Annotated in this window: 22 protein-coding genes and 1 pseudogene; 9 read left to right on the plus strand and 14 right to left on the minus strand. The window is 73.5% G+C overall.

The features are described from left to right. Positions 1 to 378: 378 nt before the first annotated feature. Positions 379 to 1,854 carry a histidine kinase N-terminal domain-containing protein gene (locus ACQYWQ_RS21435; RefSeq protein ID WP_431039285.1) on the plus strand — a complete coding sequence of 492 codons (1,476 nt, stop codon included), beginning with the start codon at positions 379 to 381 and terminating at the stop codon, positions 1,852 to 1,854. 424 nt (positions 1,855 to 2,278) lie between these two features. Here the strand turns inward: ACQYWQ_RS21435 and ACQYWQ_RS21440 are convergent, their stop codons facing one another. Both ACQYWQ_RS21440 and ACQYWQ_RS21445 read right to left on the minus strand, forming a co-directional pair. Beyond that, entirely contained in the window at positions 2,279 to 2,536 is a 258-nt protein-coding gene (locus ACQYWQ_RS21440) for a WhiB family transcriptional regulator (RefSeq protein WP_008745686.1), read from the minus strand. A gap of 319 nt (positions 2,537 to 2,855) precedes the next feature. Further along, a complete protein-coding gene (locus ACQYWQ_RS21445) occupies positions 2,856 to 3,824 on the minus strand; it encodes a diacylglycerol/lipid kinase family protein (RefSeq protein WP_431036699.1) in 969 nt (322 codons plus the stop codon). 324 nt (positions 3,825 to 4,148) lie between these two features. On the opposite strand from ACQYWQ_RS21445, the gene ACQYWQ_RS21450 reads away from it, so the two are divergent. Beyond that, positions 4,149 to 4,577, plus strand: coding sequence for a hypothetical protein (locus ACQYWQ_RS21450; RefSeq protein WP_431036701.1), 429 nt, complete (start codon positions 4,149 to 4,151; stop codon positions 4,575 to 4,577). Positions 4,578 to 5,464: 887 nt separating this feature from the next. Here ACQYWQ_RS21450 and ACQYWQ_RS21455 read toward each other — a convergent pair. From ACQYWQ_RS21455 to ACQYWQ_RS21465, 3 genes are all read right to left on the minus strand, one after another. After that, positions 5,465 to 6,643, minus strand: coding sequence for a SigB/SigF/SigG family RNA polymerase sigma factor (locus ACQYWQ_RS21455; protein WP_431036703.1), 1,179 nt, complete (start codon positions 6,641 to 6,643; stop codon positions 5,465 to 5,467). Between the two features lie 238 nt (positions 6,644 to 6,881). Beyond that, entirely contained in the window at positions 6,882 to 7,295 is a 414-nt protein-coding gene (locus tag ACQYWQ_RS21460; RefSeq protein ID WP_431036704.1) for an anti-sigma regulatory factor, read from the minus strand. Between the two features lie 292 nt (positions 7,296 to 7,587). Further along, complete coding sequence (locus tag ACQYWQ_RS21465; protein WP_431039286.1) at positions 7,588 to 7,848, minus strand: UBP-type zinc finger domain-containing protein; 261 nt, start codon at positions 7,846 to 7,848, stop codon at positions 7,588 to 7,590. Positions 7,849 to 8,378: 530 nt separating this feature from the next. Between ACQYWQ_RS21465 and ACQYWQ_RS21470 the strand changes: the two genes are divergently transcribed. After that, a complete protein-coding gene (locus ACQYWQ_RS21470) occupies positions 8,379 to 9,977 on the plus strand; it encodes a Na+/H+ antiporter (protein ID WP_431036705.1) in 1,599 nt (532 codons plus the stop codon). A gap of 776 nt (positions 9,978 to 10,753) precedes the next feature. Here the strand turns inward: ACQYWQ_RS21470 and ACQYWQ_RS21475 are convergent. Both ACQYWQ_RS21475 and ACQYWQ_RS21480 read right to left on the minus strand, forming a co-directional pair. Next, complete coding sequence (locus tag ACQYWQ_RS21475) at positions 10,754 to 11,725, minus strand: 1-aminocyclopropane-1-carboxylate deaminase/D-cysteine desulfhydrase (RefSeq protein ID WP_431036706.1); 972 nt, start codon at positions 11,723 to 11,725, stop codon at positions 10,754 to 10,756. Positions 11,726 to 11,788: 63 nt separating this feature from the next. Continuing rightward, positions 11,789 to 12,022 carry a hypothetical protein gene (locus ACQYWQ_RS21480; RefSeq protein WP_431036707.1) on the minus strand — a complete coding sequence of 78 codons (234 nt, stop codon included), beginning with the start codon at positions 12,020 to 12,022 and terminating at the stop codon, positions 11,789 to 11,791. 345 nt (positions 12,023 to 12,367) lie between these two features. Here ACQYWQ_RS21480 and ACQYWQ_RS21485 point away from each other — a divergent pair, with 345 nt between their 5' ends. Both ACQYWQ_RS21485 and ACQYWQ_RS21490 read left to right on the plus strand, forming a co-directional pair. Continuing rightward, the gene (locus ACQYWQ_RS21485; protein WP_431036708.1) at positions 12,368 to 13,438 is read left to right on the plus strand and encodes a DUF1648 domain-containing protein; all 1,071 of its coding nucleotides are present in this window, start codon (positions 12,368 to 12,370) and stop codon (positions 13,436 to 13,438) included. Further along, entirely contained in the window at positions 13,438 to 13,818 is a 381-nt protein-coding gene (locus ACQYWQ_RS21490; protein ID WP_431036709.1) for a GntR family transcriptional regulator, read from the plus strand. The genes ACQYWQ_RS21485 and ACQYWQ_RS21490 overlap by 1 nt, the downstream gene beginning before the upstream one ends. A gap of 460 nt (positions 13,819 to 14,278) precedes the next feature. Here the strand turns inward: ACQYWQ_RS21490 and sodN are convergent, their stop codons facing one another. Beyond that, positions 14,279 to 14,674: a superoxide dismutase, Ni gene (sodN, locus tag ACQYWQ_RS21495; protein WP_008745663.1), complete on the minus strand. Its 396-nt coding sequence runs from the start codon at positions 14,672 to 14,674 to the stop codon at positions 14,279 to 14,281. A gap of 166 nt (positions 14,675 to 14,840) precedes the next feature. Here sodN and sodX point away from each other — a divergent pair. After that, positions 14,841 to 15,176: pseudogene (gene sodX / locus ACQYWQ_RS21500) on the plus strand (nickel-type superoxide dismutase maturation protease); the annotation flags it as partial. Between the two features lie 137 nt (positions 15,177 to 15,313). On the opposite strand, the gene ACQYWQ_RS21505 reads toward sodX, so the two are convergent. Continuing rightward, positions 15,314 to 15,958: a CGNR zinc finger domain-containing protein gene (locus tag ACQYWQ_RS21505; RefSeq protein ID WP_431036711.1), complete on the minus strand. Its 645-nt coding sequence runs from the start codon at positions 15,956 to 15,958 to the stop codon at positions 15,314 to 15,316. Positions 15,959 to 16,104: 146 nt separating this feature from the next. Between ACQYWQ_RS21505 and ACQYWQ_RS21510 the strand changes: the two genes are divergently transcribed. Continuing rightward, positions 16,105 to 16,866, plus strand: a complete 762-nt coding sequence (locus tag ACQYWQ_RS21510) for a class I SAM-dependent methyltransferase (protein ID WP_431036712.1) — start codon at positions 16,105 to 16,107, stop codon at positions 16,864 to 16,866. 762 nt (positions 16,867 to 17,628) lie between these two features. On the opposite strand, the gene ACQYWQ_RS21515 is transcribed toward ACQYWQ_RS21510, so the two are convergent. From ACQYWQ_RS21515 to ACQYWQ_RS21525, 3 genes are all read right to left on the minus strand, one after another. Beyond that, positions 17,629 to 18,426 carry an amino acid ABC transporter ATP-binding protein gene (locus ACQYWQ_RS21515; protein WP_431036713.1) on the minus strand — a complete coding sequence of 266 codons (798 nt, stop codon included), beginning with the start codon at positions 18,424 to 18,426 and terminating at the stop codon, positions 17,629 to 17,631. Next, the gene (locus tag ACQYWQ_RS21520) at positions 18,423 to 19,298 is read right to left on the minus strand and encodes an amino acid ABC transporter permease (protein WP_431039287.1); all 876 of its coding nucleotides are present in this window, start codon (positions 19,296 to 19,298) and stop codon (positions 18,423 to 18,425) included. Before ACQYWQ_RS21520 ends, ACQYWQ_RS21515 begins: the two co-directional genes overlap by 4 nt. Before the next feature lie 408 nt (positions 19,299 to 19,706). Beyond that, positions 19,707 to 20,681 (minus strand): ABC transporter substrate-binding protein, encoded by a 975-nt coding sequence (locus ACQYWQ_RS21525; protein WP_431036714.1) that lies wholly within the window; start codon positions 20,679 to 20,681, stop codon positions 19,707 to 19,709. A gap of 729 nt (positions 20,682 to 21,410) precedes the next feature. Here ACQYWQ_RS21525 and ACQYWQ_RS21530 point away from each other — a divergent pair. Continuing rightward, on the plus strand, positions 21,411 to 22,691 hold the full coding sequence (locus tag ACQYWQ_RS21530; protein WP_431036715.1) for an NAD(P)-dependent malic enzyme: 1,281 nt from the start codon (positions 21,411 to 21,413) through the stop codon (positions 22,689 to 22,691). Between the two features lie 689 nt (positions 22,692 to 23,380). Here ACQYWQ_RS21530 and ACQYWQ_RS21535 read toward each other — a convergent pair. Both ACQYWQ_RS21535 and ACQYWQ_RS21540 read right to left on the minus strand, forming a co-directional pair. Continuing rightward, complete coding sequence (locus tag ACQYWQ_RS21535; RefSeq protein ID WP_431036717.1) at positions 23,381 to 24,508, minus strand: helix-turn-helix transcriptional regulator; 1,128 nt, start codon at positions 24,506 to 24,508, stop codon at positions 23,381 to 23,383. A gap of 1 nt (position 24,509) precedes the next feature. Further along, complete coding sequence (locus ACQYWQ_RS21540) at positions 24,510 to 25,433, minus strand: DUF4097 family beta strand repeat-containing protein (RefSeq protein ID WP_431036719.1); 924 nt, start codon at positions 25,431 to 25,433, stop codon at positions 24,510 to 24,512. A 317-nt stretch (positions 25,434 to 25,750) separates the two neighbouring features. On the opposite strand from ACQYWQ_RS21540, the gene ACQYWQ_RS21545 reads away from it, so the two are divergent. After that, positions 25,751 to 26,668 (plus strand): hypothetical protein, encoded by a 918-nt coding sequence (locus tag ACQYWQ_RS21545; protein WP_431036720.1) that lies wholly within the window; start codon positions 25,751 to 25,753, stop codon positions 26,666 to 26,668. Positions 26,669 to 26,932: the final 264 nt, after the last annotated feature.

A 26,932-nucleotide genomic window follows, 5' to 3' on the forward strand; every position in this document is an offset into this window, starting at 1 on the left:
GCCGCCCCGCGTGCGTGTCCGGCGGGTGTGACCCGTGCCCGCGGCCAAGTAATTCGCCCCAGGGCATGGACAGCGGGCGTGGGTGGCCGTGAAAATGGTCTAGTCCGCGCCTCGCGCGGCATCGGCTTCCGTTCTCCCCGCACAGGAGGGCGGACCCGGGGACCCGCGCTCTCTGCCCTGACCGCGCGGACTCCCCGCAGGGCCACCGGGCACCGCACACCCGGGGGCTCGCGGTCCCGCGCCCCTCGGGGCGTGCGGACACGCCTTCGGGCTGCGGTGCCGGAGGGGTCGAGGGTCCCCTCGCGGCGCCGCGGCCCCTGGGGGCGGACGGGCGCACGGGTTCGCCCACGGCCCGGGTACGCTCGCCGGGTGCCCTCCATGAACGACCTCGTACGCCGGCACACGGCGCTCAGCGACTCCGATCTCGAATGGCTCCACCTGCTGGTCTCGGAGTGGCAGCTGTTGTCCGACCTCTCCTTCGCCGACCTCGTCCTGTGGGTCCCGACGAGCGACGGCACGCGGTACGTCTCGGTCGCGCAGATGCGCCCGAACACCGGCCCCACCTCGTACCAGGACGACATGGTCGGCCACCTCGTCCCGCGCGGCCGCCGGCCCATGCTCGACATCGCGCTCGACGAGGGCCGCATCGTGCGCGAGGGCGACCCGGAGTGGCGCGAGGAGGTCCCCGTGCGGGTCGAGTCGATCCCCGTGCGCCGCGAGGGCCGCGTACTCGGCGTCATCGCCCGCAACACCAACCTGCTCACCGTGCGCACCCCGAGCCGCCTGGAGCTGAGCTACCTCCAGAGCGCCTCCGACCTCGCGCAGATGATCGCGGCGGGCGCGTTCCCCTTCCCCGACCAGTCGGTCGACATGGACGCCTCGCCGCGCGTCGGCGACGGGCTCATCCGCCTCGACGCCGAGGGTATGGTCCAGTACGCCTCGCCCAACGCCCTGTCCGCGTACCACCGTCTCGGCCTCGCGACCGACTTCGTCGGCGTGCACCTCGGCCAGGCCACGGCCGAACTCGCCCCGTCCAAGGGCCCGGTGGACGAGGCCCTTGTGAAACTCGCGAGCGGCTGGGCGCCGCGCGAGACCGAGGTCGAGGGAAATGACGCGGTCATTCAGATGCGCGCCATTCCGCTCAAACCGAAAGGCACGCACATCGGTTCGCTCGTCCTGCTCCGCGATGTGACGGAATTGCGCCGCCGCGAACGCGAGTTGATGACGAAGAACGCCACCATCAGGGAAATTCACCACCGGGTGAAGAACAATCTCCAGACGGTGGCCGCCCTGTTGCGCCTCCAGGCCCGCCGCATCGACTCCGAGAGCGGCCGCGCGGCGCTCGACGAGGCCGTGCGCCGCGTGGGCTCCATCGCGATCGTCCACGAGACGCTGTCCCAGAACCTGGACGAGCAGGTCGAGTTCGACGAGATCGCCGACCGGGTGCTCACGATGGTCGCGGAGATCTCCCCGGGCAAGGTCGCCGGGCGCCGCACGGGGCGCTTCGGGATACTCACGGCGGAGGTCGCCACGCCGCTCTCGATGGTCCTCACCGAGGTCATCCAGAACGCCCTGGAGCACGGCTTCGGGCCGGGCGACACGGGGACGGTCGAGGTCGGCGCTGTGCGCGGCGGCGGGGCGGGCAGGGACGGCCATCGGCTGCTCATCACCGTGCAGGACGACGGCGTGGGCCTCCCTGAGGGCTTCGACCCGCACCGCTCGGGCAACCTCGGCCTCCAGATCGTCCGCACCCTCGTGGAGGGCGAACTCGGCGGCACGTTCGACATGGTTCCCGCGCCGGAGCGCGGGACGCGGGTCGTCCTGGACATCCCCGTGGAGGGCGACACGGCGTGAACGGTGCCGGGTCGCGGGCGGGTTCACCCGTGCGTGGGCGCGCGGCGGGGGAGCGGTGTTGACGTACAGCCGTGCGTACGGCCTTACGGGGCACGGCTGTTGACCCGCACGCGGCGGCACCGTGCCGACGTACGGGGCGGCGGCATCGTGCCGACGTACCGCGCGGCGGCATCGTGCCGACGTACGCGTCGTGGGCGGGCACGCGACCCCGCCGGACGCGCGCGGGCAAGACAAAGGGCCCGGCCGGTCGTCGCTGACCGGGCCGGGCCCTTCGTCGTTCACGCTATGGGGGTGTTGCTGTGGGGTACCGCTTGCGGTGAGCGCCTCAAGGGCGTCGACCGCGTACTGCGCGCTGCGGCTCGGGGGCGGGTCGTGCGTACACGCTGTACGCGCCGCCAAGCGCCAGGCTCTTGGGGGGCTTTGCTCAGGCGGTCGCGTTGCGCGCCCGGTTGCGAGCGGCGCGGCGCTTCATCGCGCGGCGCTCGTCCTCGCTGAGGCCACCCCAGACGCCGGAGTCCTGGCCGGACTCAAGCGCCCACTGCAGACACTGCTCGATAACCGGGCAGCGACGGCAGACGGCCTTGGCTTCCTCGATCTGCAGCAGCGCAGGACCGGTGTTGCCGATGGGGAAGAAGAGCTCGGGGTCTTCCTCGCGGCAAACGGCGTTGTGACGCCAGTCCATGGCTGCTACCTCTCCTTGGTATTACATGCACGTTGCTTGTGAATGTGAACGCTTTCACGAATCCCACCCGAGGGAAGGACCGACCAGCCAGTTCTAACCCTGGCGGGGTCCTGGGGAGGGAGGGATTCTGGCTCTCTGTGGGGGCCGCTTGTGGGGCCCGTCCCGATCGCCACGTAGAGATTCCCAAACCTCCGGGCGGGATACAACCCCTTCCGGAAAGTTTTTTTTGATTCTTTGGTGTCGACTAGGTCACAGCCGTACTTCTATGGGGTGGATCGTGCTCTAAACGTTCGAGTGCAAGGTCTTTGCTTGCTTCCACTCACACAATCACACGCAGTGCACGGCGAACGCCTGTGAACGTCACGCTCGTCCGGAGCCCCAGGTGGTCACCGTCCATCTGAAAGGGCAAAGGGACCTTGGAATGCAAGGTGAACTCACTGAGATCGTGGAGCGACACCGCGTGCCTGCCCTGCGGGCCGCGCTCGGGCGAGGACCTGAGCAACTGCGTCCCGTACTTCGTGACGGCGGCGGTCGACAGACGGCTCAGGCCGAGCACGTCGAGCCCGGTGTCGAAGGAGGCGCCGGGGGAGGCGTAGAGCGGCTTGTTGCCCAGGTAGGTCCACGGATTGGTGTTGCTGACTATCGACAGGACCAGGTCGTCGACGGGTGCCTCGCCGGCCCGCTCCAGCGTGATCCGGCCCGCCCTGCGCGAGGGTTCGTCGACGAACTGGCGGAGCAACTGCCGTACGTACAAGGCGTGCGTGGAGCGTTTGCCGCGCTCCCGCTTCTGTTCGACCCGGCCCACGACTCCGGCGTCGAAACCGAGCCCCGCGTTGAAGGTGAACCAGCGCGCGGGGACCGACTCGTCCTCGCTGCCGCGCGTGCCCGAGGCGAGACCGAGGCCGACCGTGCGTTCGGAGCGCTCGTGCAGCGCGTGCAGGATCGCGCCCGTCGCCTCGACCGGGTGGTTGGGCAGCCCGAGTGCCCGCGCGAAGACGTTCGTCGAACCCCCGGGCACGACCGCGAGCCCGGGCAGCGACTCCGGGGCCGGGCCCTGGTGCAGCAGCCCGTTGACCACCTCGTTGACGGTGCCGTCGCCGCCGAGCGCCACGACGAGGTCGATATCGGCCGCCTCGGCCGCCTCCCGCGCCAGGTCCCGCGCGTGCCCCCGGTACTCGGTGGTCACGGCCTCCAGCTTCATCTCACTGGCCAGCGCGTGAATCAGCACATCGCGCGTGCGCGCACTGGTGGTGGTAGCCGCCGGATTGACCACGAGAAGAGCACGCATGAAAGGCAGAGTACCCATCGGTAGCGCCAACTGCTCCCACGCACCCGTGAGCGAAGCGGTGTGAGGTGGGGTGGGGAGGGAGTGGGGCCGTGGGGGCGGGCGGTGAGCCCTTCCGTGTTGACGGGCGAGAGGCCGCAGGGCCCGCCCCGCCTTCGCGCCCGGGAACTCCGTGTTGACGGGCGAGAGGCCGCAGGGCCCGCCCCGCCTTCGCGCCCGGGAACTCCGCTGTCCCGTTGCGCGTTGTGGGCCCCAGGGGGAGAAACCCGCATGTAAGGGACACCCCTAGGGGACATCCCCCACCCCCGCCCCGCTACCCTGGCATCCGTGAGCAGCGAGCAGCCTTCCACCGCACCCGCCCCCCGCCCCCGGCGCCTCTTCCTCGCCACCCTCATCTGCGCCCTGGAAGCCCTCGCCCTCGTCGTCGGCGGCCTCTACGTCCTCATCCGCGGTCTCGCGGGCTCGGGCGACCTGGGGGACACCGCCACCGTCGGCATCATGCTCGTCGTCCTCGGCGCCATTCCCGGAATCGCCGCACGCGGCCTGTGGCGCCTGCGCCGCTGGAGCCGCGGCCCTGCCGTCATCATGCAGCTCATGGGCCTCCCCGTCGCCTGGACCCTGCTCAAGACCGACAGCCTGTTCATCCCCGGCGGCATCGTTCTCGCCGCCGCCTCGATCGCGGGCCTCGTCTGCCTTCTCAACAGGGAGACGACCGAGACCCTGGGCATCCGCGCCCCGAGCGACGCCGCCTCCTGACCTGCGCCCTCAGGCGACCTCGGCACCGTTCGTACGGGCCCTGAGCGCCGTACGGCGTGACCCGAGCGCGCGCTCGGGTCACCCTCGCGGGAAGACGCCGGCCGCCACCGTACGGAAGCACCCCACCGAATCGCGCCACGCGCGCGGCCACGCGGCGAGGCGGTGTCCCTCCTGTTCCCGCTCCAGGCCCGCGGCTCCCAGCCCCGGAGTCGCGGTCCGCGACGCTCGACCGCGGCGCGTCGGCGAGCCGCTGTCGTTCCGCGCGCGGCCCCGTGTACGCGTCGCGCGGCGGCCCCAGCGTGAACATGACACGGAACTCCCCGGAGTGCTCGCGCGGAAGCGTACGAATCCGGCGCCGCGGTCGAGCGAGCCTCCTCGTCCGCGAACGCGACGGCGGGCAGCCCGTAACCCCCGGTCGCTACGGCGGTGAACAGCCGCGCGCGGTCGGTGAAGCGGGCGCGGGGGCACCGGCGTCACCCCGGCTGCTCGTACGGCTGCCCGGGGCCTCGTACGGGGGCGCGGGGCCTCGTACGGGGGCGCGGGGCCTCGTACGGGGGCGCGGGGCCTCGTACGGAGGCGCGGGGCCTCGTAGGGAGGCACAGGGCGGGTACCGCCGGGGCCTGAGCCCGTGCGCCGTCCTGGGGCAGGAGCCGCGCCCGTCGCCCGGGCCGCCCGTCGCCCGGCCGTCCGTCGCGCTCCCCGCCCGAGTCCGCCGCTCTGCGCCGCCGCCCCGGTCGGCTGACCGCCCTGGCCCGCCGCGTGCCGGACCGTGTGCCGGTTCGTTTCGCCGTCCGCATACGTTCACAGGCCCGCCGTACCCGCTGATACGGGCGCGGTCCCGCGGCGGGCCGGGTCCCGGCCGCAGGCTCCGCGCGGCGGGCGGGCCCTCACTCCTCCACGAGGAGTTTTTCGCGGAGCTGGGCCAGCGTGCGGGCGAGGAGACGGGAGACGTGCATCTGGGAGATGCCGACCTCCTGCGCGATCTGGGACTGCGTCATGTTGCCGAAGAACCGCAGCAGCAGGATGCGCTTCTCGCGCGGTGGCAGGTCCTCCAGGAGCGGTTTGAGCGACTCCCGGTACTCGACACCCTCCAGCGCCTCGTCCTCCGCGCCGAGCGTGTCGGCGACCGCGGGCGACTCGTCGTCGGTGTCGGGGACGTCGAGCGAGAGCGTGCTGTAGGCGTTCGCGGACTCCAGGCCCTCAAGGACCTCCTCCTCGGAGATGGAGAGCCGCTGCGCCAGCTCGTGCACCGTCGGCGAACGCCCGTGCTGCTGCGACAGCTCCGCCGTCGCCGAGGTGAGCGAGAGCCGCAGCTCCTGGAGCCTGCGCGGCACCCGTACCGCCCAGCCCTTGTCCCTGAAGTGCCGCTTGATCTCGCCGACGACGGTCGGGGTCGCGTACGTCGAGAACTCGACGCCCCGCTCGGGGTCGAACCGGTCCACCGACTTGATCAGGCCGATCGTCGCGACCTGTGTCAGGTCGTCGAGCGGCTCCCCGCGATTGCGGAAACGCCGTGCCAGGTGCTCCACGAGCGGCAGGTGCATCCGCACGAGCCGGTTGCGCAGCTCCGCGTACGCCGCCGACTCCGGCTCCAGCGTCCGCAGCCGTACGAAGAGCGCCCGCGCCTCGCTGCGGTCCTCGCTCTCCCGCGCGCCGCGGGCACGGTGGTGCCCCGGCCGCCCGGAAGCGGACTCGCCGGGCGCCCGCTCCTCGTCGTGCGCCGCGTCCGGCTCGTGCGGTACGTCCGGCTCGTGCGCCGTGTCCGGCTCGTGCGGCACGTCGGTCTCGTGCGTCGCGTCGGTCTCGTGCGCCGCGTCGGTCTCGTGCACGGCGTCGGCTTCGTGCGGCACGTCGGCGTGCGGCACGTCGGTCTCGTGCGGCACGGTCGCCTCGGATACGGGCGGGGCCGCGCCGACGGCTGCTTCGTCCCGTACGGACCCTGCGGGCGCCTCGCCCCGTACCGCCGACGGCTCCCCGCCGTGCGGCACCGGCTGCCCGGGCGACGGCGGGGACTGCCCCGTGTCGTCCGGCTTGCGCTCCCCCTGCGGGTGCTCCTGCTCGCTCATCCGTCCCGCCCGCTCCACCGCGTCCCTGGGGTCAGGAAGACCCCCTCGCTCGTTCCCCCGTCCGCGGTCGCCCGCCCCGGGCGCTCCCGCATCGGAGCCGCCCGCCGGGCCCGGAGCCCGGCCGGCCCCCGGGGGACCGGCCGGCGTGGCCGGCCCGGTACCGCTCGCGGCGCCCTCGCGCGAACGGCCCCGGGCGGCATCCCGCTTCTTCTCACGCACCGGCCCGCCCCCGTCCGTCTCAGACCGGACCAGGTCCGGCACCACGCTGCTTGTAGAGGGAGATGGACACCGTCTTGTCCTCGGACACCGACGACTCCACCTTTCCCGCGAGCGCGGACAGCACCGTCCACGCGAAGGTGTCCCGCTCCGGCGCCCTCCCGTCCGTGGTCGGCGCCGCGACAATCACCTCCAGCGCGTCACCGATCAGCCGGAAGACGCAGCGGAGCACGGAGCCCCGCACCGCCTGCTGAAGCAGGATCGCGCACGCCTCGTCGACCGCGATCCGCAGATCCTCGATCTCGTCGAGGGTGAAGTCCAAACGCGCCGCGAGACCGGCCGTCGCCGTCCGCAGCACCGACAGGTAGGCACCCGCAGCCGGCAGCCGGACTTCCACGAAGTCCTCGGTCCCGGGCTCGCCTGCGATAGGGGACACCCTCACCTCCAAGGTGGTACAAGCTCTTTCGGGGCTCCGGGGATGTGCCACCCCCGGATCGCATGCCTCGTCGTTCAGCCGTGACGCTACCGCGCACCCGGGCCCCCTGTCCCGGGGACCCCCGGCCCTCGCGTCACTCATCGTAAGACCGTGGGCACGATCGGTGGGGCGGTGCGGCGCCCTCGATCCGCGCGACGCGATGCCGGGGTGACGTACCCAGCCCCCGCCCCATCGAACCTTCCCCCGGCTCTCGCGCTCAGACCTCTCCGGTTCCTCGGGCCGCGGGGGGCGCTCAGACCAGCGAGTTGTCCACGTAGCACCAGCGCCAGTCCTCGCCCGGTTCGAAGGAGCGCATCACGGCGTGGCCCGTCTCGTCGAAGTGCGCGGTGGCGTGCCGGTACGGCGAGGAATCGCAGCAGCTCACCCGCCCGCACACGAGGCACTTGCGCAGTTGCACCGGATGGCTGCCCACCGCCAGGCATTCGAGGCAGGTCTCGCTCAGCGCCTCGGGCTCCGGGTCCGGCAGCCCGGGCAGGTGGGGGCAGTCCTTCAACACCACGCGCTCCTCGCTCCGGCGCCCGGCCCCTGCCGGGACGCCACGACACTCCCGCACCCACCCGCCAACACCCGCCGTTCCGCGCGGACACCTACGTGGAGTGAGGCAAGGGGGTCAAGATTGTCAGACTACGACAGACCCGCCCGCCCCGCCTGCCACGGCTCCACCACCGACCCGACCCGACGTGACGTCACCCGACCCGACCCGACCCGACCCGACGTCACCCGACTCGACCCGAGCCGAGAACCGACTCGATCCGATCCGCCGCACCCCGCCCCGCCCGTCCGCCCGCGTGTCCCGCCCCTCGCTTCGCTTCCGCCGGTCCGCGGGAACACGCCCGTCCGGCGTCCTGCACGGCGCCCCGGCGCCCGGCCCGTACCGTCTCCCGCTCCGTCGTCCGCCTCCCGCCCCCGCCCGTGCGCCGCTGCTCCCGCCGACCCTCCCGCCCGTCCCCGCTCGCCGTCTCCGCCCGCCCTCCCCTGTACGCCCGATGCCCCCGTCCCTCCCGAAGGAGAACCCCCGCGCTCATGGACGCCCTGCCCGTGCTGCTCCTCGTCGCCGGAAGCGCCGCCGTGGCGGGAGCCGCGCGCCGCACCCCGATCCCGGCCCCGCTGCTGATCGTCACCGTGGGGCTCGCCATCTCCTACCTGCCCGGCATTCCGGACTACGGCCTCGATCCCGAGATCGTCCTCCCCCTCCTGCTGCCGCCCCTGCTCTACACCGCCGCCGCCGACAGTTCCTATCTCGGACTGCGCGCGCACGCCCGTGCGATCGGGCTCCTCTCCGTGGGGTACGTCCTCTTCGCGACCCTCGTTGTCGGATACGTCATCTACCTCCTCGTCCCCGCCCTCCCGCTCACCGCCGCCCTCGTCCTCGGCGCCGTGATCGCCCCGCCGGACGCCGTCGCCGCGACGGCCGTCGCCCGCAGGGTGGGGCTGCCGGCACGGATCACGACGATCCTCCAGGGCGAGTCCCTCGTGAACGACGCCACCGCGATCACCGCCTACAAGGTCGCCGTAGCCGCCGCCGTCGGCGAGGGCGCCAGCTGGGGCGAGGGGATCGGCGAGTTCCTGCTCGCGTCCTTCGGCGGCATCGCCGTCGGGCTGCTCCTGATGGTCCCGCTGCACTGGCTGCGCACCCACCTCACGGAGGCGCTGCTCCAGAACAGCCTGTCCCTGCTCACCCCCTTCTTCGCCTACGCCGTCGCCGAGAAGTTCGGCGGCTCGGGCGTGCTCGCCGTGGTCGTCGTCGCCCTGTACCTCGCGCACCGCTCGTGGCAGGTCGACTTCGCCACGCGGCTCCAGGAGGACGCCGTGTGGCGGATGGTCGCCTTCATCCTGGAGTCCACGGTCTTCGCCCTCATCGGTCTCCAGCTCCCCGTCGTACTCGAAGACCTCGGTCACTACGACAGCCCGATCGTCATCTGGTACGCGCTCGCCCTCTTCCTGGTCGTCGTCGCCACCCGCTTCGTCTGGGTCTACCCGGCCACCTACCTGCCTCGCTTCCTCTCCGCCCGGGTGCGCCGCAGGGAGCCCGAACCCACGTGGAAGGGGCCCTTCGTCATCGGCTGGGCGGGGATGCGGGGCGTCGTCTCGCTCGCCATCGCCTTCTCCATCCCGATGACCGTCCACGACGGCTCGGACTTCCCCGCCCGCAGCCTGATCCTCTTCCTCACCTTCACGACCGTCATCGGCACCCTCGTCGTGCAGGGCCTCTCGCTGCCCCCGCTCATCCGCCTGCTCCGCCTTCCGCAACCCGAGGCGCGACGGGACACGCTCATCGAGGCGCAGGCCCAGAGCGAGGCGTCCGCCGCCGCGGAGAAGCGCCTCGAAGCGTTGCTCGCCGAGGAGAACAACGCACTTCCCGGCCCCCTCCTGGACCGTTTGCGTACCGTCCTGGAACGCCGCAGGAATGCCCCCTGGGAACGCCTCGGCGCCGTCAACGACGAGGGCGAGTCCGCCGACGCCACCTACCGCCGCCTCTCCCGCGAGATGATCGGCGCCGAACGCGCCGTCTTCGTCGAACTCCGCGACCACCGCCGCATCGATGACGAAATGCTCCGCACCCTCCTGCACCGGCTGGACCTGGAGGAGGCGGCGGCCTACCGCGAGGAAAGCGGGGACTGACGCCCTTCCCCGCCGGGGCGCGGGCAGTGCCCGTCCTCGCGCGGGGCCGCAGGCGGTGCCTCCTCACGGGCGTCGCCTCCGTCACCGGTGGGCCGCCGCCCGTGCCCGCCACCGACGGCGGTCCCCTCTCCGCCTGCGGTGGCGGGCGGCGGCCGGCCCGAGCGCGCCCGCCACCGGGGGCGTTGGGCTCTCCCCCTGATGCCGTGGCGGAGAGGTGCCACGGCGGACGACCCGTCGGCCGCGGAGCGCGAGCCGCCAGGGGCCGGCCTCGGTGGTGGGGGAGCGGCGGCCACGTCTTCGGACCCGTCGGCGCGGGCCAGGGTGGTCCCCCACGGGTGGGCTGGTCCCCTCTCCGGCGGGAACGGGTGCCCAGACGGAAGGGCGCCGACACCGGCCGCGCAGGCCCCATCACGCGGAGAGTGAGGCGCCGCCCCACCGGACCACATGACGCCGGGAAGACGCGTTCCCCGCACCTCCGCCCGGCCAGGTGCCCCAGCGCCGGTCCCGTGTCTCTGCGGCTGATCGGTCCCCCCGTGATGGGAACGCGCCCGCTCAGGCTCACCGTCGTGGCGATCCGCCCCCGCGACGCCGCAGGAGCGCGCCTGACTCCTGGCAGAGCTGTCGGCCCACCCGCTGCCCCGACGGACACCGTCCGCCGGGCCCGGCCGGAGCCCTGCGCCGTGGTGCCGTAGCGCCGCCGGGACCACGTAGCCCCGGGCGCGTGCGGTCATCGCCCTCGCCCCCGGGCCGCGTGCTCCGTCCCGCCTCGTCGTCAGTCAGCGGGTGCCCAGGCCGGAGCTGAGGCCCGGCCCGGGGAGGCCTGTGACGACGGCAGCCACACGCGTGCCCGGGGGGAAGGCGCCTTCCTCGGCGAGGCACGTGAGGGCGTGGAGGAGCTTGGCGACGTAGAGGCGCTCCACCGGAAGGCCGTGGCGGTCCTCGAAGTCCGAGGCGAAGCGGTCGAGCGCGGTCGGCAGCCGGGCGTAGCCCCCGGCGTGGAAGCGCTCGTCGAGCGACCAAGGGCCCAGGACGGAGCCGAAGGCCGCGGTTTGCAGGGACCGGACCTCCTCCGCGAGGAAGCCGCCCTTCACGACCGGGATGCCCAGAGCCCTGCTCCCCGGGCCGAGCCCGGCCGCGAGGCCGGCCAGTGTGCCACCGGTGCCGCAGGCGAGCGCCACCACCTCCGCCAGGCCACGCATCTCCCTGCCCAGCTCCGCGCAACCCCGTACGGCCGCCGGGCTGCTCCCGCCCTCGGGCACGAGATACGGCTGCGCGACTCCGGCCTCGTCCAGCAGGGAGCGCAGGGTCCCCGGCTCGCGCTTGCGCCGGTAGCGGGAGCGGTCCACGAAGTGGAGGCGCATGCCGTCCGCGCGGCACCGCTCCAGAGCCGGGTTGAGCGGCCGCGTGGCCAGCTCCTCGCCCCGTACGAGACCCACTGTCGGCACCCCGAGAAGCCGCCCGGCGGCGGCCGTCGCCCGCAGGTGGCTGGACCAGGCGCCGCCGAAGGTCACGAGCGTCTGCCCCGGGACCAGTCCCGCGAGTGCCGGGACCAGCTTCCGCCACTTGTTGCCGGGAATCGCCGGGTGCACAAGATCGTCCCGCTTCAGGAAGAGACGTACTCCCCTGCGGGCGAAGGGTGCGTCCACGACCTCCCGCAAGGGAGAGGGCAGGGCGGGCGCGCCCAGCCGCTCGACGAGCGAGGCGGGGGCCTCCGGCTGCGAGGCACCGGGAAAGACTGCGGACGGCATCCGCCCATTGTCGTACGCGAATCGCTCGCGTGTACGGACGGGCCGTGCGGGACCCGCCCCGGCTCAGCGGGGCAGGAAACCGTCGCCGTGCGTGACTATGTGGGACTCCACTGCCTCCAGGGCGCGCCGGGTGGCCGCGGGGTCGCCGCTGCCCCTGCGCTCCGCGTAGTACGCGGCGCCGAGCTTCTTCAGCAGCTCGTTCCCCGTGCGCTGGGTCTGCACGTCGTCGTACTTCTGCTTGCCCTGCGCCAGTCCGCGCTGCGCCTGTTCCTTCGCGCGGTCGAGAAAACCTGCCATGAGAACGATCCCCCTCCTGCACCGCGCTTCCCGGCGGTGACGAACCGGCAGGTCGAATTCTGCCTGTTCACGCCACCTGTCCGCGAGCGTGCGGTGTGTGTCTGTGTGTGCTTGTGTGTCCGGTCCAACGGCCGCCGGGCGGGGCGAGTTCCCGGCCCGGCGAAAAGATCCGCGCGAGATGCGGAAGGTGTCCCTCCGCATCTCGCGAAAGTTTCTTCGCGCATCGAGGTTCGAAGAGCTGTTCGCCGGGCAAGCACCCGATAGTTGTTCGCATAGCTTGCGAACAAGTCGTACGGAGCGGGCACGCACAGGGCGGCCAGCGGTGCGACACGAAAGGAGTGAGGGGTGTACGGGGGACACGAGGCCAAGAGGCCGGACGGGAACAGCACGGGCGGACCGCCGCGTACGGGCGGCGTCGGGACCGGAGGGGGCGGCGCGCGCTGGCCGGGCATGTTGCTCGACGCGGCACCGTTCCTCGTCGGGCTCGCCGTCACCGTCGTCTTCTACCTGCGCACGCGGGACAAGCTCGGAGACCGCATCGCCACCCACTTCTCCGGCAGCGGCACGGCCGACGACTGGGGCGCCACGAGCACTTATCCGTGGGTGTGCCTCGCCGTATTCGGCGGCCTCGCGCTCGTCTTCGGCCTCGGCGCGGCCCTCCCGGGGGCGGGCCGCGCGGCGCGGAGCGCGTGGACCGTGATCGGGTGGGGGACCGCGGGGCTGCTCGGTTACCTGCTCAGCGCGGTGCTCGTCGTGAACACGCAGGCGTCCGCCGAAGGGGATGTGCGGCTGTCCTGGGTGCAGTTGGTGGCGGGGCTGGGTGCCGCCCTTCTCGCCGCCGGGCTGGGGGCACTCGTGCGCCGCCTGCTGCCCCCTGCCTTGCGCGGGCCGGAGCGCGGACCACTGCCCGGCGCCCCGGAGCGGCTGACGCTGCGTCCAGGGGAGCTGGCCGGCTGGTCGGCGCACAACACCTCCGCGGTGCTCACGGGGATGGGCGCGGGGATCTTCCTGCTGGGTGTGGGCCTGCTCGCGGCCGGACTCGTCGGCGCGGGACTGCCGCTCCTGCTCGCGGGGCTGCTGACCTTCGCTCTGAGCGCCGTGCGCGTCACCGTCGACCGGCACGGCCTGACGGTCGCCGCCGGATACCTGCCCTGGCCCCGCACCCGCATCGGCCTCGACCAGGTCGCCACGGCCCGCGCGCAGCACGTCCGCGCTCTGGAGTGGGGCGGCTGGGGGTATCGGGTGAGCCCCCGGGGGACGGGAGTCATCCTGCACTCGGGCGAGGCGCTCGTGGTGCGCAGGGAGGACGGGCGCGACTTCGCCGTCACGACGCGGGACGCCCGCACGGCGGCCGCGCTCCTCAACACCCTCGCGGCGCGAGAGGACGGCTCCTCCCCACGACCAGGCGGCGGCTGATGCTCTTCCGCACCGACCCCTCGTCACAGGTCCCGCTCGGCGAGCAGATCGCCGCCTCGGTCCGCGCGGCCCTCGCGGAGGGCTCCCTCAGCCCGGGCGAGCGCCTCCCGGCGGCGCGGGCACTCGCCGACTCGCTCGACGTCAACGTGCACACCGTGCTCCGGGGTTACCAACGGCTGCGGGACGAGGGCCTGATCGAGCTGCGCCGAGGGCGCGGAGCCGTCGTCGTCGAGATGGAGGGGGCCCGCTTCCGGGCCGGTCTCCTCGCCCGCGCCGTCGAACTCGCCGCCGAGGCCCGCCGCCTCGGCGTCGATGAGGAGGAACTCCTCTCCCTGGTCCGCCTCGCCCTCACCTCCCACCCGTCCCCGAAGGAGGCCTGATCCCGGGGGCGGCCCCGGTGACGACCTGCGGCCGTGCGCCCACGGCCGGGTAGGGCCGCTCCGGGCCGCTCCGGGCCGCTCCGGGGCGTGAGCGTGCCGAGCGCCCCCCGGGGGGCGTGGAGCGGGGGTCGGGTGAGCGTCGCCGCGCTGGGCGAGGCGGCGAAGAACGGTAGCCGGTGCGGCGGTGTCCCTTCGGCCGAGGCGGGGCCGGAGGGGCCGCGTCCCCTCCGGGGGCCGCCCGGTGGGCGACGCCCCGCCAGGAGCGGGAGACCGGCACTGGAGGGCGCTCGGCGGGGAGCCGCGGTGACGGCGCGGCAGGTCATCGGCGCGGAAGCCGACACAGCACCGCACCCGGCCCCCACAGCCAGGAGGCCGTGCGGGACCGGGTGCGGAAAGCCTTCCCTCTCGTCGCCCGCCGCCGGGCGGGCCAGGAGGGGGAGGGGTCAGGGCTGAGCGGGGCTCAGGCCTTCTTGGTCTCCCAGAAGATCTTGTCGATCTGGGCGATCAGGTCGAGCGCCTTCTGGCCGGTGGCCGGGTCGTTCGAGCCCTTGGCGGCCGAGAGGGCCTTGAGGGTGTCGTTGACGAGCTGGTGCAGCTCCGGGTACTTCTCGAAGTGCGGGGCCTTGAAGTAGTCGCTCCACAGGACCGAGACGTGGTGCTTGGCCAGCTCGGCGCGCTGCTCCTTGATGATGATGCAGCGGGTGCGGTAGTCGGCGTCTTCGTTGGCCTGGTACTTCTCCTGGACGGCCTTGACCGACTCGGCCTCGATCCTGGCCTGCGCCGGGTCGTAGACGCCGCAGGGCAGGTCGCAGTGGGCGCTGACCGTGACCTTGGGGGCAAACAGGCGGGAGAGCATGAAGCTGTCCTTCCTCGTGATCGTCTTCTCAGGTGGGACATTACTCCGTGAGGACCTGGTTTTCTCGGGTGCCCCCGGGGGCCTAGGCCAAAAGTCCGGGGTGAGACTAGGGGCCATTCGGTCCAGGAACCGATGGCGAACGACACGGAGAGCGGGAGGTTGGACGATGTCGGAGGCGGAAGGGCGCGTGCGCATAGGGGAATCGAGGATTCCGCTCGGTGTCGCCGAGGTGCGGGGTCCCTCGATGCTGCCGACGCTGCGTCACGGCGACCGGCTGCTCGTCCGGTACGGGGCGCGGGTCAAACCGGGTGACGTGGTGGTGCTGCGTCATCCCTTCCAGCAGGACCTGCTCATCGTCAAGCGGGCGGCTGAGCGCCGGGGCGCGGGCTGGTGGGTCCTCGCGGACAATCCCTGGGCCGGGGGCGACAGCAACGACTACGGCGTCGTGCCGCAGGAACTCGTGCTCGGACGGGTGCTCGGGCGGTACCGCCCGCGTCGGCCGGACAGCGAGGACCAGCTCGTCGCCGCGACGGCGGGCGGTGCGGGAGCGGGCGTCGCGAGCGGTGCGGGGACGCCGGGCCGGGAGCTGGAAGTCCGGGAGCCGGAGGGGCCCGAGGCCAAGGGCCGGGGCGCCTTCGGTCAGGTCTCCTCGGGACGGCTCGCGGCCGCCGCCTCCTTCGTGCGCTGGGGGTTCGGCTCGGTGCGTTCCGTCTCCGGCTCGGCGGCGGCGCGGCGCTTGCGGGCGCGGTAGGCGGCGACGTTGGCGCGGGTGGCGCAGCGGTCGGAGCAGTAGCGGCGCGAGCGGTTGGTGGAGGTGTCCAGGTAGGCGTTGCGGCAGGGCTCCGCCTCGCAGATGCCGAGGCGGTCGACGCCGTACTCGGTGAGGTGGAAGGCCAGGCCCATCGCGGCGACGGCCGCGTACCCGGCGGTCGCGTTCGACGGGTGCTCGGCGAGGTGCATGTGCCAGCGCGGGCGGCCCGAGGCGTCGAGGTACTCGTGGCCGGAGATCTGCGGCGAGACGGGGTATTCGAGGAGCAGCGAGTTGAGCAGGTGGACCGCCTCGTGCTCCTCGCCGCCCTCGGCCGCCTCGAAGATCGCGCGCAGCCGCGCGCGCACGCTGCGGAAGCGGGTCACGTCCGCCTCGCCCGCGCGCCGGGCGGCCTGCGTGTCCGCACCGATGAGCGCGCGTACCGCGTCGACCGAGGTCAGGGTGTCCTTGCGGCGTCCCGGTTCCTCGGTGTTCACGAGACGTACGGCGTAGTCCGAGTAATAGGCCAGTTCCACTTGTTGTCCTTACAGGGGCGGACTAGGGTGCGCATGTCGACCGGCCGTAATGGTCGGATATCTGTAGAGGGTATTACTTCTCGGGGGCTCGCGCGGGACTTGCGCGGCTCTCGTGCGGCTCTCGTGCGGACGAGGTGGAGGCGGAGATGGGTACGGGCGACGGCGGCACCGACTTCGGGGCCTGGCAGAAGAGCTGGGACCGTCAGCAGGAGTGGTACATGCCGGACCGCGAGGAGCGGTTCCGCGTCATGCTCGACATGGCCGAGGCGCTCGTCGGCACCGCGCCGCGGGTCCTCGACCTCGCCTGCGGTACGGGAAGTATTACGGACCGCGTGTTGCGAAGGTTCCCCGAGGCCCGCTCGACGGCTGTCGACCGAGACCCGGCGCTGCTCGCGCTCGCGCGCGGCACCTTCGCGGGCGACGCGCGCGTCGACGTCGTGGACGCCGATCTGACGGACCCGGGCTGGCGCGAGGCACTGCCGCACGCCACGTACGACGTCGTCCTCACCGCGACGGCGCTGCACTGGATGCCCACGGAGGCCCTGCGCACGCTGTACGGGCAGCTCGCACCGCTCGTGCGCGAAGGCGGCGCCTTCATGAACGCCGACCACATGCCCGACCCGGCCACGCCCCGGATCAACGCGGCCGAGCGCGCCTGGCGGCATGCCGTGATGGACCGGGCGCTGGCCGCGGGGGCGCAGGACTGGGACGCGTGGTGGGCGGCGCTGGCCGATGAGCCCGCGTTCGCCGGGCCCGTCGCTGAGCGCATGAAGCTCTTCGGCGTGCACTCCGAGGGCGATACGCAGCCGCCCACGTGGCACGCGGCGACGCTCCGCGAGGCGGGTTTCGCCGAGGCCCGTACGGTCTGGGCCTCGCCCTCCGACGCCCTGGTACTCGGGCTGCGCTGAGCACGGGCACGGGCCCGCGGCGGAGGGGAAGGGGCGTGCGGGTGCGGAGTCGCGGCGTGTGCTCCTCCCGGGCACGTACCGCCTCACGCGGGCCGCTCGCCACAGGACGCCCTGCCCCCGCGCCGCCGCCGCACGAGATCCCGGTCCTGGCACCGCCGTGCGACGTTCCGCGCCCGACGCCGCCGCTCGGCGTCCCGCGCCAGGCACCGCCGTGCGACGCCCCGTGCCAGATGCGGCCGTGCGAGGTCCCGCGCCACGTACCGCCGTGTGGCGTCCCGGTGCGGGCACCGGGTGGGGACGTTCCCCGACGAGTGCCGCGCGGTGATGCCCCGTGCGAGGCGCCGCCCGGCGCTGTCCCGCCCCAGGGATCGGACCGCACTCCACCTCGCCCCCGCCCGCCGCGCGATGCCCCGTGCCGGGCCGCGCGCCACGGTGTCCCGGCCGGTCGTGCGGCTCGCGCCGCCGTACGGTGCCACGTCCCGCCCGTGGTCGGTGGCGCCGCGTCGCGTGCCGGACCGCCTGCGGCCGGTGGCGCCGTACGAGGCCACGCCCTGCCCGCGGCTCGCGGCGCCGTGTGAGGGGCCGTTCTGCCGGTGGCACGCGGCGCCGTACGACGTCCCGTTCTGCCCGCGGCCCCCGGCGCCGTTCGGTGCCGCGCCCACGCCCACGCCGAACCGCGTCCTGCCCCGTCTGCGGTTCGTGGTGGCGTGCGGGGTTCTGTGGCCCGTGCCGCGTGCCCGGCTCATCGGGCTTCCGTTCGCCTCACAGCACCTTCGAGAGGAAGGCGCGGGTGCGTTCGTGGCGGGGGGCGGTGAGGACCTCGCGGGGGTGGCCGGATTCGACGACGACGCCGCCGTCCATGAAGACGAGCGAGTCGCCGACCTCGCGGGCGAAGCCCATTTCGTGGGTCACGACGATCATCGTCATGCCGCTCTCGGCGAGGTCGCGCATGACGTCGAGTACGTCGCCGACCAGTTCGGGGTCGAGGGCCGAAGTCGGCTCGTCGAAGAGCATGAGCTTCGGCTCCATCGCGAGCGCGCGGGCGATCGCGACGCGCTGCTGCTGGCCGCCCGAGAGCTGCGCCGGGTAGCTGTCGGCCTTGTCGGCGAGCCCCACGCGCGCCAGGAGTGCGCGGGCCTGCTCGCGCGCGGCCGCCTTCGTGACGCCCTTGACCTGCGTCGGCGCCTCGATGATGTTCTCCAGGGCCGTCTTGTGCGGGAAGAGGTTGAAGCGCTGGAAGACCATGCCGATGTCGCGGCGGCGCAGCGCGACCTCGCTGTCCTTCAGCTCGTACAGCTTCTCGCCGCGCTGCCGGTAGCCGACGAGTTCGCCGTCGACGTACAGGCGGCCCGCGTTGATCTTCTCCAGGTGGTTGATGCAGCGCAGGAAGGTCGACTTGCCGGAGCCCGAGGGACCGATGAGGCAGAAGACCTCGCCCTGGCGGACCTCCAGGTCGATGCCCTTGAGGACCTCGACGGGCCCGAAGGACTTGTGCACGGACTCGGCGCGGACCATCGGTACCTGCCCGCCGGTCGTCATCGGGGGGATGCGGTCGCTCATGCCATGCCTCCGTTCGGGCGGCCCACGGCGAGGACGCTCGCCCTGACCTTCTGCCAGGGGGTCGCGGGCAGCGCCCGGCTGGAGCCGCGCGCGTAGTACCGCTCGATGTAGAACTGCCCGATGCTCAGGACCGAGGTCAGGATGAGGTACCAGGCGGCGGCGAGGAAGAGCATCTCGACGGGCGCGCCCGAGACCTGGCCGATGTCCTGGGCCGCGCGCAGGAGTTCCGGGTACTGCACGGCGGCGACGAGCGAGGTCGTCTTGAGCATGTTGATGACCTCGTTGCCCGTCGGCGGCACGATGACGCGCATGGCCTGCGGGATCACGATGCGGCGCAGTGTCTTCGCGTGACTCATGCCGAGGGCGTGGGACGCCTCGGTCTGGCCCTCGTCGACCGCGAGCAGCCCGGCGCGGCAGATCTCCGCCATGTACGCGGCCTCGTTGAGGCCGAGGCCGAGCAGCGCGGTGAGCAGCGGGGTCATGAAGTTGGCCCAGTAGTCCTTGTAGACCGGGCCGAGGTTGATGTACTCGAAGACGAGGCCCAGGTTGAACCAGACCATGAGCTGCACGAGGACAGGGGTGCCGCGGAAGAACCAGATGTAGAACCAGGCGATCGACGAGGTCACCGGGTTCTTCGACAGGCGCATGACGGCGAGGACCACACCGCCCACGATGCCGATGAGCATCGCGATGACGGTCAGGAGCAGCGTCTTGCCGAGGCCGCTGAGGATGCGGTCGTCGAAGAAGTAGTCGGGGACGGCACCCCAGTTGATCTTGCCCTGCGAGAAGGCGTAGACCAGTGCGGCGAGGGCGGCGAGCGAGACGACGGCGGCGACCCAGCGGCCGTAGTGGCGTACGGGAACGGCGCGGATGGCCTCGGCGCCCCGGGCCTTCGTGGTGACCGTGGCGGCAGGGGACCCGGGGGTGGCCCTGGGCTCCGGGCTCTTCGGGCTGGCCGGGCCCTCCGGGCTCTTCGGGGCCTCCGGGTTGGCCAGGCTCTTCGGGGCCTCCGGGGTGGCCGGGGGCTGCGGGGTCTTCGTCACGTCGGCCGCTTCGGCGTCGGTGGCCGGTTTCTCCAGGTCCGTGGGCCTGGCGTCCCCGGGCTCGGACGCGCGGTCCGGCTCCGGGGGAGTGGTGGGCTCTTCGGGGGACACGAGTACTGCCTTCGCTCCGGGGGTGGGGTCGGGCGCGGGCGCGGGCCCGCGCGGGGGACGGGGGCCGCGGGTTTCCCGTACGGGACGGCAACCCGCCGCCGTACGGGAAACCCGCGCCCCGTCAGGTCACTTGCCGGCGTTGACGGTGGCCTCGGTGACCTTGCCGTCCTCGACGCCCCACTTGCTGATGACCTTGTCGTACTCGCCGTTGGCGATGATCGCGTCCATCGCAGCCTTGATCACGTCGCGCAGCTGGGTGTTCGACTTGGCGATCGCGATGCCGTACGGGGCGGCCTCGACCTGCTCGCCGACCAGCTCGAAGTCCTTGCCGCCGCCCGAGGTCTTGACCGCCCAGGCCGCGACGGGGAAGTCGGACGAGCCCGCGTCGCCGCCACCCGCGCGCAGGCGGGTCTGGGCCTGCTGGTCGTTGTCGTAGGCCTCGATCGCGATCTTCTTGCCGCCCGCGCACTTCTTCGACTCGGCCTTCGCGAGGTCGTGCGAGACGGTGCCGCGCTGGAGGACGATCTTCTTGCCGCACAGGTCGGACCAGGTCTTGATGCCCTGGGTCTTGCCCTTCGGCGTGTAGATCGAGACGCCCGCCGTGAAGTAGTCGACGAAGTCGACGCCCTCGCCGACCTTCTTGCCCGTGTCGCCGTCGACGCCGTTCTGGCGGTCGGCCGTGTCGGTCATGGCGGACATCGCGAGGTCGTAGCGCTTGGAACGCAGACCGGTGAGGAGCGTGTCGAAGGTCGCGTTCTGGAACTCGAACGTGACGCCCAGCTCCTTGCCGAGCGCCTCGGCGAGGTCGATGTCGATGCCGACGACCTTGCCGGACTTGTCCTTGTACTCGACGGGCGGGTACGCGATGTCCGAACCGACCTTGATGACGCCCTTGTCGCGGATCTCCGCGGGCAGCTGGTCCTTGAGCGAGGCTCCGGCGGCCTTCGACGAACCGGCCGAAGCGGCGGGCTCCTTCTTGTCGTCGTCCTTCGTCTGGTCGCCGCAGGCGCCGAGGAGCAGGGCACCCGCGACCACGACAGCGGCGGCCGTCGCTGCACGGGGCTTCACGGCGAACGGGCGACGCGGGAAGTTGGTGGTCATGAGGGTCCCTCCGGCGGAAGTCTGGAATTGCCGACGGGGGTCACGGTGAACGCGCCTTCGAGTGTCGTGACCCTGTGCGATGCAGGGCATCTTGCCATTCGGACGAGAGTGCTCAGGGGGTCGCCGATGTCAAAATCGGATAACGGGATCGAACGGGTGGTGTTCCGGCGCGTAACGCGTCGGGGTCTGTGACGAGTTGACGGGGTGTCGGCCCGAGGGGATTTCGCGGCGCGCAAAGGTGCGGGATGCCTGGCGTGAGTCGCTATCTCGGGATGCGAGACGCTTTGCCGCTTCTCGTGCCGCCTGAGCGGCTTGACGCACTGTGGGTCTCTTGGGGATTTCCTCGTTTCTTGGGGGTTCTTGAGGGCACGTGGGGTGGTTCGCGGGGCCCGGGCGTGGGGCGCGCGCGGGCGCGCGGGGCCGTGTGTGACCGGGCACTCGTCCGAAAGGACTCGTACGAGGCGGGCACGATCCGGTAGAAAAGACGGCTACACCCCTCATCAGGGGCTCAGGACGCGTGTGCGGCGCGTCCGCGCGCATGTGCCCGTACCTGTGGCCTATTCCTTCGCGGAAGTGTTTCCCCTGCCGGAAGTGTTTCCCGAAAGCGTGGAAGCCGTGGTTCCCGACCGGGGACCCGGGTCGCCGGCGGGCTGCGCGGTGCCCGCCCGCCCTCCTCACCAGGGGGCGGACACCCTCAACTGACGATGTACGAACAAAGGGGTTCCTCCCATGTCAGCTCAAGCGGACATTGCCGAAGCCACACCCGATACCGGCGCCGGTGCGGGCGTCGCGGGCGCGGTCGACGGTTCCGCGAACCACCCGGAGGCGCCGGAGCCGGACGCGGCGCACGCCGACGCCGGTCTCCACCCCGCCTTCGCCCTCCACCGGGGCGGCAAGATGGAGATCACCGCGACGGTCCCCGTGCAGAACCGCGACGACCTCTCGCTCGCCTACACGCCCGGCGTCGCCGAGGTGTGCACGGCCATCGCCGAGCGCCCCGAACTCGCCCACGAGTACACCTGGACGTCCCAGGTCGTCGCCGTCGTCACGGACGGCACGGCCGTTCTCGGCCTCGGTGACATCGGCCCGGCCGCCTCGATGCCCGTCATGGAGGGCAAGGCGATCCTCTTCAAGCAGTTCGCCGGCGTCGACGCGGTGCCGCTCGCGCTCGCCACGACGGACACGGACGAGATCGTCGAGACCGTGGCGCGGCTCGCGCCCTCCTTCGGCGGCGTCAACCTGGAGGACATCTCCGCGCCGCGCTGCTTCGAGATCGAGCGGCGGCTCAAGGAGCGGCTCGACATCCCCGTCTTCCACGACGACCAGCACGGCACCGCCGTCGTCACGCTCGCCGCCCTGCGCAACGCCGCGAAGCTGACGGGACGCGAGATCGGGCAGCTGCGCGCCGTCATCTCGGGCGCGGGAGCGGCGGGCGCGGCCATCGCGAAGTTCCTGCTCGCCGCGGGGATCGGGGACGTGGCGGTCTGCGACCGCAAGGGCGTCCTCAGCACGGACCGCGCCGATCTGACGCCGGTCAAGCGGGAGATCGCCGAGCTGACCAACCTGGCGGGGCTGAGCGGTTCGCTGGAGGCGGCGCTGGCGGGGGCCGACGTCTTCATCGGTGTCTCGGGCGGCACGGTGCCCGAGACCGCGGTCGCGACGATGGCGAAGGACTCCTTCGTCTTCGCGATGGCCAACCCGAACCCGGAGGTCCACCCGGACGTCGCGCACAAGTACGCGGCCGTCGTCGCGACCGGGCGCAGCGACTACCCGAACCAGATCAACAACGTGCTCGCCTTCCCCGGCATCTTCGCTGGCGCCCTCCAGGTCCGGGCATCGGACATCACGGAGCGCATGAAGATCGCGGCGGCCGAGGCGCTCGCCGACGTGGTCGGCGAGGAACTGGCCGCGGACTACGTCATCCCCTCGCCCTTCGACGAGCGCGTCGCCCCCGCGGTGACCGAGGCGGTCGCGCGCGCGGCCCGGGAGGACGGGGTCGCACGGCGGTGAGGTGACGAGGGCGCGGGCGGTGCGGCGCGGCGGCCGGTGCCTCGCGCCGCGGGCCCGCGCCGGTGCCTCGCGCCGGTGCCGGGGTGCCGGGGTGCCGGTACGGGAGTCCGGCGCCGTCGGGCAGGTCCGCCGCGGCCGGGGTCCGCTGACGCGGGGCGGTGGCGAGGGCCCCGGCGCGGCGCGTACCAGTGCTTCCCCCAGTGCTCCCCGCGCCCGTGACGCCGGGCCCCGGGGCCGGTGGTCGTCGGTCCCGGCCGGGGAAACGGGGACGGGCCGGCGCGCCGGGGGCGGTCACGTGCTCGTGGGGTGGTGGGCGATCCGCACCGGGGTGCTTCGCGGGGGCGTTCCCTGGCTGTCCGGGGCCGTCCCGTGCCGTCCGTGGTCGTCCGGGGCCGTCCGGGGGTGCCGTCACCCTCCTTGCTCACGCCCTGGGTGGCCGTGTCTCGCGCCGGGCCGGGGGGCTCTGAGGGCCCGTCCGCTCCGGTGGGGACGGGGGGTGGGCGAGGGAGGAGGCGCGGAGGCGGGGCCGATCTCGGGGGCGCGCGGGGCGGCGGGGGGCCCGGGCTCCGTACGGACGGGGGCCGCCGGTCCCGTGCGGTCGCGCGAGGGTTCCCTCGCCTCCTCCGCCGCGAGCCGCAGCACCGCCTGCCAGAGAGGGGCCCGGCCCAGCGGACCCCAGGCGATGGTGGTCATTCAGCGGACGGCTCCCCGAGGAGGGCGGTGATACGGGCCGCCGCCTTCGCGAGCTGCTCGCGGGCCGCGCGCAGCTGCGGGGAGGTGACGCCGCCGTCGCGCGCCGCGTCCCTGACGTCGTCGCGGAACCGGTCGAGAAGCCGCTCCAGCTCACGGATCGGATCGCCGTCGGCGAGAGGGCCCGTGGCCCACTCGGGCAGTACGGGGCCCGGCCCCCCGCCCGTCAGGTCGGCCGCGGCGTCGTCCAGGTCCTCGGCGAAGTGCTTCTCCAGGTCGGGGGACTCCTCACGGGCCCGGTCGGCCTTCTCGTTCCGCGCCTCCCACGGGGCCCGGCCGCCTCCCCACGCCCCCCAGGGACCGCCGCCCTGCCCCTGGCCGAAGCCGCTCTCGCGCCCGAAGCGGCCGAACTCGCGGGTCAGCTCGCTCAGCCCCTCGCGCAGGCCGGTCGGCCAGTCGCCCCGGCTGAAGTGCTCCTGCATCTGCTGCTGGACCTGGCGGGCCATGTGCTGGAAGTGCTCCTGCGCCTCCTTCGCCTGCGCCTTCGCCCGCGCCTGCGCGTCGCGCGCCTGACGGCGGGCCCGCTGCGCGTCCTCGCGGGCGCGGCGGCTCTCGTCGCGTGCCTGGCGCGCCTGTTCGCGCCACTCCTGCTTCGCCCTGCGCAGCTCCTCCTTCGCCGCGCGCCACGCCTCGCGCTCGCCCTCGCCGCGCCCGGTACCCGTACCCGCGCCGCCCGGGGCGTCGGAGCGGCCCGTCTCGGCGCGCACCTCACGGCGCAGCTCGCCCGCCGCGCCCCGTACGTCGTCGCGGATCTCGGCGGCCAGTTCGGCGACCGACTCGCGGATCTCCAGCTCCAGCTCGGCCAGTTCGCCGCCGCGCGCGGCCAGTTCGGCGCGACCGGCCCCGGTGATCGCGTACACCTTCCTGCCGCCCTCGGTCGTGTGCGTGACGAGGCCCTCGGACTCCAGCTTGGCGAGGCGCGGGTAGACCGTGCCGGCCGAGGGCGCGTAGAGCCCCTCGAAGCGTTCCTGGAGCAGGCGGATGACCTCGTAGCCGTGGCGCGGGGCCTCGGCGAGGAGCTTGAGCAGGTACAGCCGCAGGCGGCCGTGGGCGAAGACGGGGGCCATCTCAGAGCACCTTCCTGTGGGGCTGGTCGGGGCGGTCGGGCTGGTCGGGCCGGTCGCCGGGGCCTGGCCCCTCGGGCGGGACGCCCGGGTCCCGGGGGTCGCCCTCCTCCGCGCGCGGCGGCCTGCGCAGGAGCGCGAGGGAGCCGGAGACCGTCGTGGCCCTGAGCCTGCCATGCCCCGGGCCGAGCCTTCCCGTCACCTTCTTGCTGCCCCACGCGCCGCTGACGCGCAGGTCCTCGAAGGCGTTGGAGACCGAACCGCTCGCCGTGTCCGCCTCGACGACCGCGTCGGCCGGGTGCGGAAGGCGGATCGCGACCTGTCCCGAGACGCTCGCGAGCCGGATGTCGGCGGGCGTCTCACCGGGGGCCAGATCGAGGATGATGTCGCCGCTCACCGAATCGGCGCGCACCGAGGGGCCCGTGCCGTCGACGAGGGTGAGGGTGCCCGTGACCGAGGCGAAGCGGAGCGGGCCGCTCGTGGCCTGCGCCTCGAAGGCGCCGGAGACCGTCTCGGCCTCGACGGGGCCGCTCAGGCGCGTCAGCGTGGCGCCGCCCGAGACGCTGTGCACGAGGAGCGGCGCGTCGAGCCCGGAGACCGTGACCCCCGCGCCCGCGACGTGCACCTCGACGTGGGTACCGGCGGGCACGACGAGCGAGACCACCGCGTGCCGCTCGCGCACGCGCGGCGAGAGCCACTTGAGGGGACCGCGCCAGGGGACGTCCGGGTACTCGACGGTGAGTACCCCGTCCGTGCTGCTTACATCGAGGGGCGGACCGTCCACCTCGGAGACCTGGAGGCCGATCCCCGCGCCGGTACCCGGGCGCCCGACGACATTGACCTCGCCGCCCATGAGCCCGACGCGCACGGTCCGCACCGGGTCCTCGATCCTCAGTTTCCGTGCTTCCGCCACGGACCACTCGGCCATGCCGAACCTCCCCGTTCCCTCGTCCGTGTGTCACTCGTACGTGTCTCGCGCGGTGCGCGGTGCGCGGTGGCGCGGCGCGGTGCGCGGTGTGCGCGGTGCGGTGCGCGTGGTGCGTGCGGGCGCGGCGTACCGGCAGCACGCGACAGGCGCTTCGCGTCATATCGCGTTCTCTTCCGAACACGATATATCGCGGATGGTGTGCGTCAAGCGCGCGGACGAGGACGGGGACAAGCACGGGGACGGGGGAAGCGGGGGGCGGTCCACGGAAGGACGCCGACCACGGGCCGCGCGACCGCCGCCGACCTAGCGTGGGACGCATGGCCGATCCCCCGGGCGGGTCCCGCCCCACGCCGCACGCCGCCGTCTCGCCCGCCGCCCCCTCCGACGCGACGGACGCCGAGCGCGCTGCGGGGGCGTTGCTGCTGTGCCGGGCGGAGCCCGACGAGGTGGCGCACGTCGCGCGGCTCCTGCGCAGGCCGCTCGTGCTGTGCCCCGCGGGGGAGCCCGGGCCCGGCGGCGCGGCACGGTGGAGCGCCCTCGTACCGGAGGACAAACCGTGGCTGCACGGCGGCGAGCCGGTCGACCGGGTGCTCACCGGGTGGGCGACGGCGCTCGCTGTGGGCGCCGCGTGGCCCGTCATCGCCCTGTGGTGGGACAACGAGCGCGCCGGTCTCGTGCTCTGCTCCGGTTTCCGGCGGCCGGTCGGCTACGAGTGGGCGGCGGACGGGACACCGCTCGGCGAGGACGAGGCGATGCGCACCTTCGTGCTCAGGCTCGGCCTCGATCCCGTGCTCGATCTGCAAGAACTGGGGCCGCTGACCCGCGAGGACCCGGAGCGCGACGCGCGCGCCCGGCTGCGCGGCGTGCTCGCGGTGCTCGCGCGCGCCGGACTGCGCCTGCCCGCCGGGCTGCTGCCGGGCGAGCCCGCCGACCGCCTCCGCTCGGTCGCCGCCGTGGTCCCCGGCAACCGCCCGCTGTCCTGGTCGGGCTGGCGCGACGCGGTACGGGGCGAGCTGGACGCGGTCGAACACGGCGCCCTGGGCCCCTGGTTGCGCGGCCCGGGCGCCCGCCTGCTGGCGGGTGCCCAGTGCGCGGCGGGGCTGCCGCTGCTCGCGTACGGGATACGGCGCCGTGACCACGGCTGGGCGTGCGCGGGCACGTTGCTGGTCGCACACGGTCTCTCCGCGCTCGCCTACGACCGGATGCGGGCGGTACGGGGCTGGGCGGCCGGGTGAGGCGGGGCGGCCGGGGCGGGCCGGGAGCGGGACGCGGGGGACAGGCGGGCGCGGCCCCGCCGCCGGGGCGGTACGGCGGGAGGGACGCCTCGCGCCCGCCCACGCGTCGCACGCCCTCGGCGCCCCTCACGTCGGGCGGGGGTGTGGTACGGGCCCGGGCCCCCAGGGCCGATCGTCGCCCGCGAGCGGCCCGGGACGGCGGACGCGCGGCTCGCCGAGAGCGGGCGGGTGGCGCCGCGCCCGCCGCACCGCGCCGCACCGCGC

It is taken from the genome of Streptomyces sp. P6-2-1 (assembly GCF_050613165.1).
Lineage (GTDB): Bacteria > Actinomycetota > Actinomycetes > Streptomycetales > Streptomycetaceae > Streptomyces.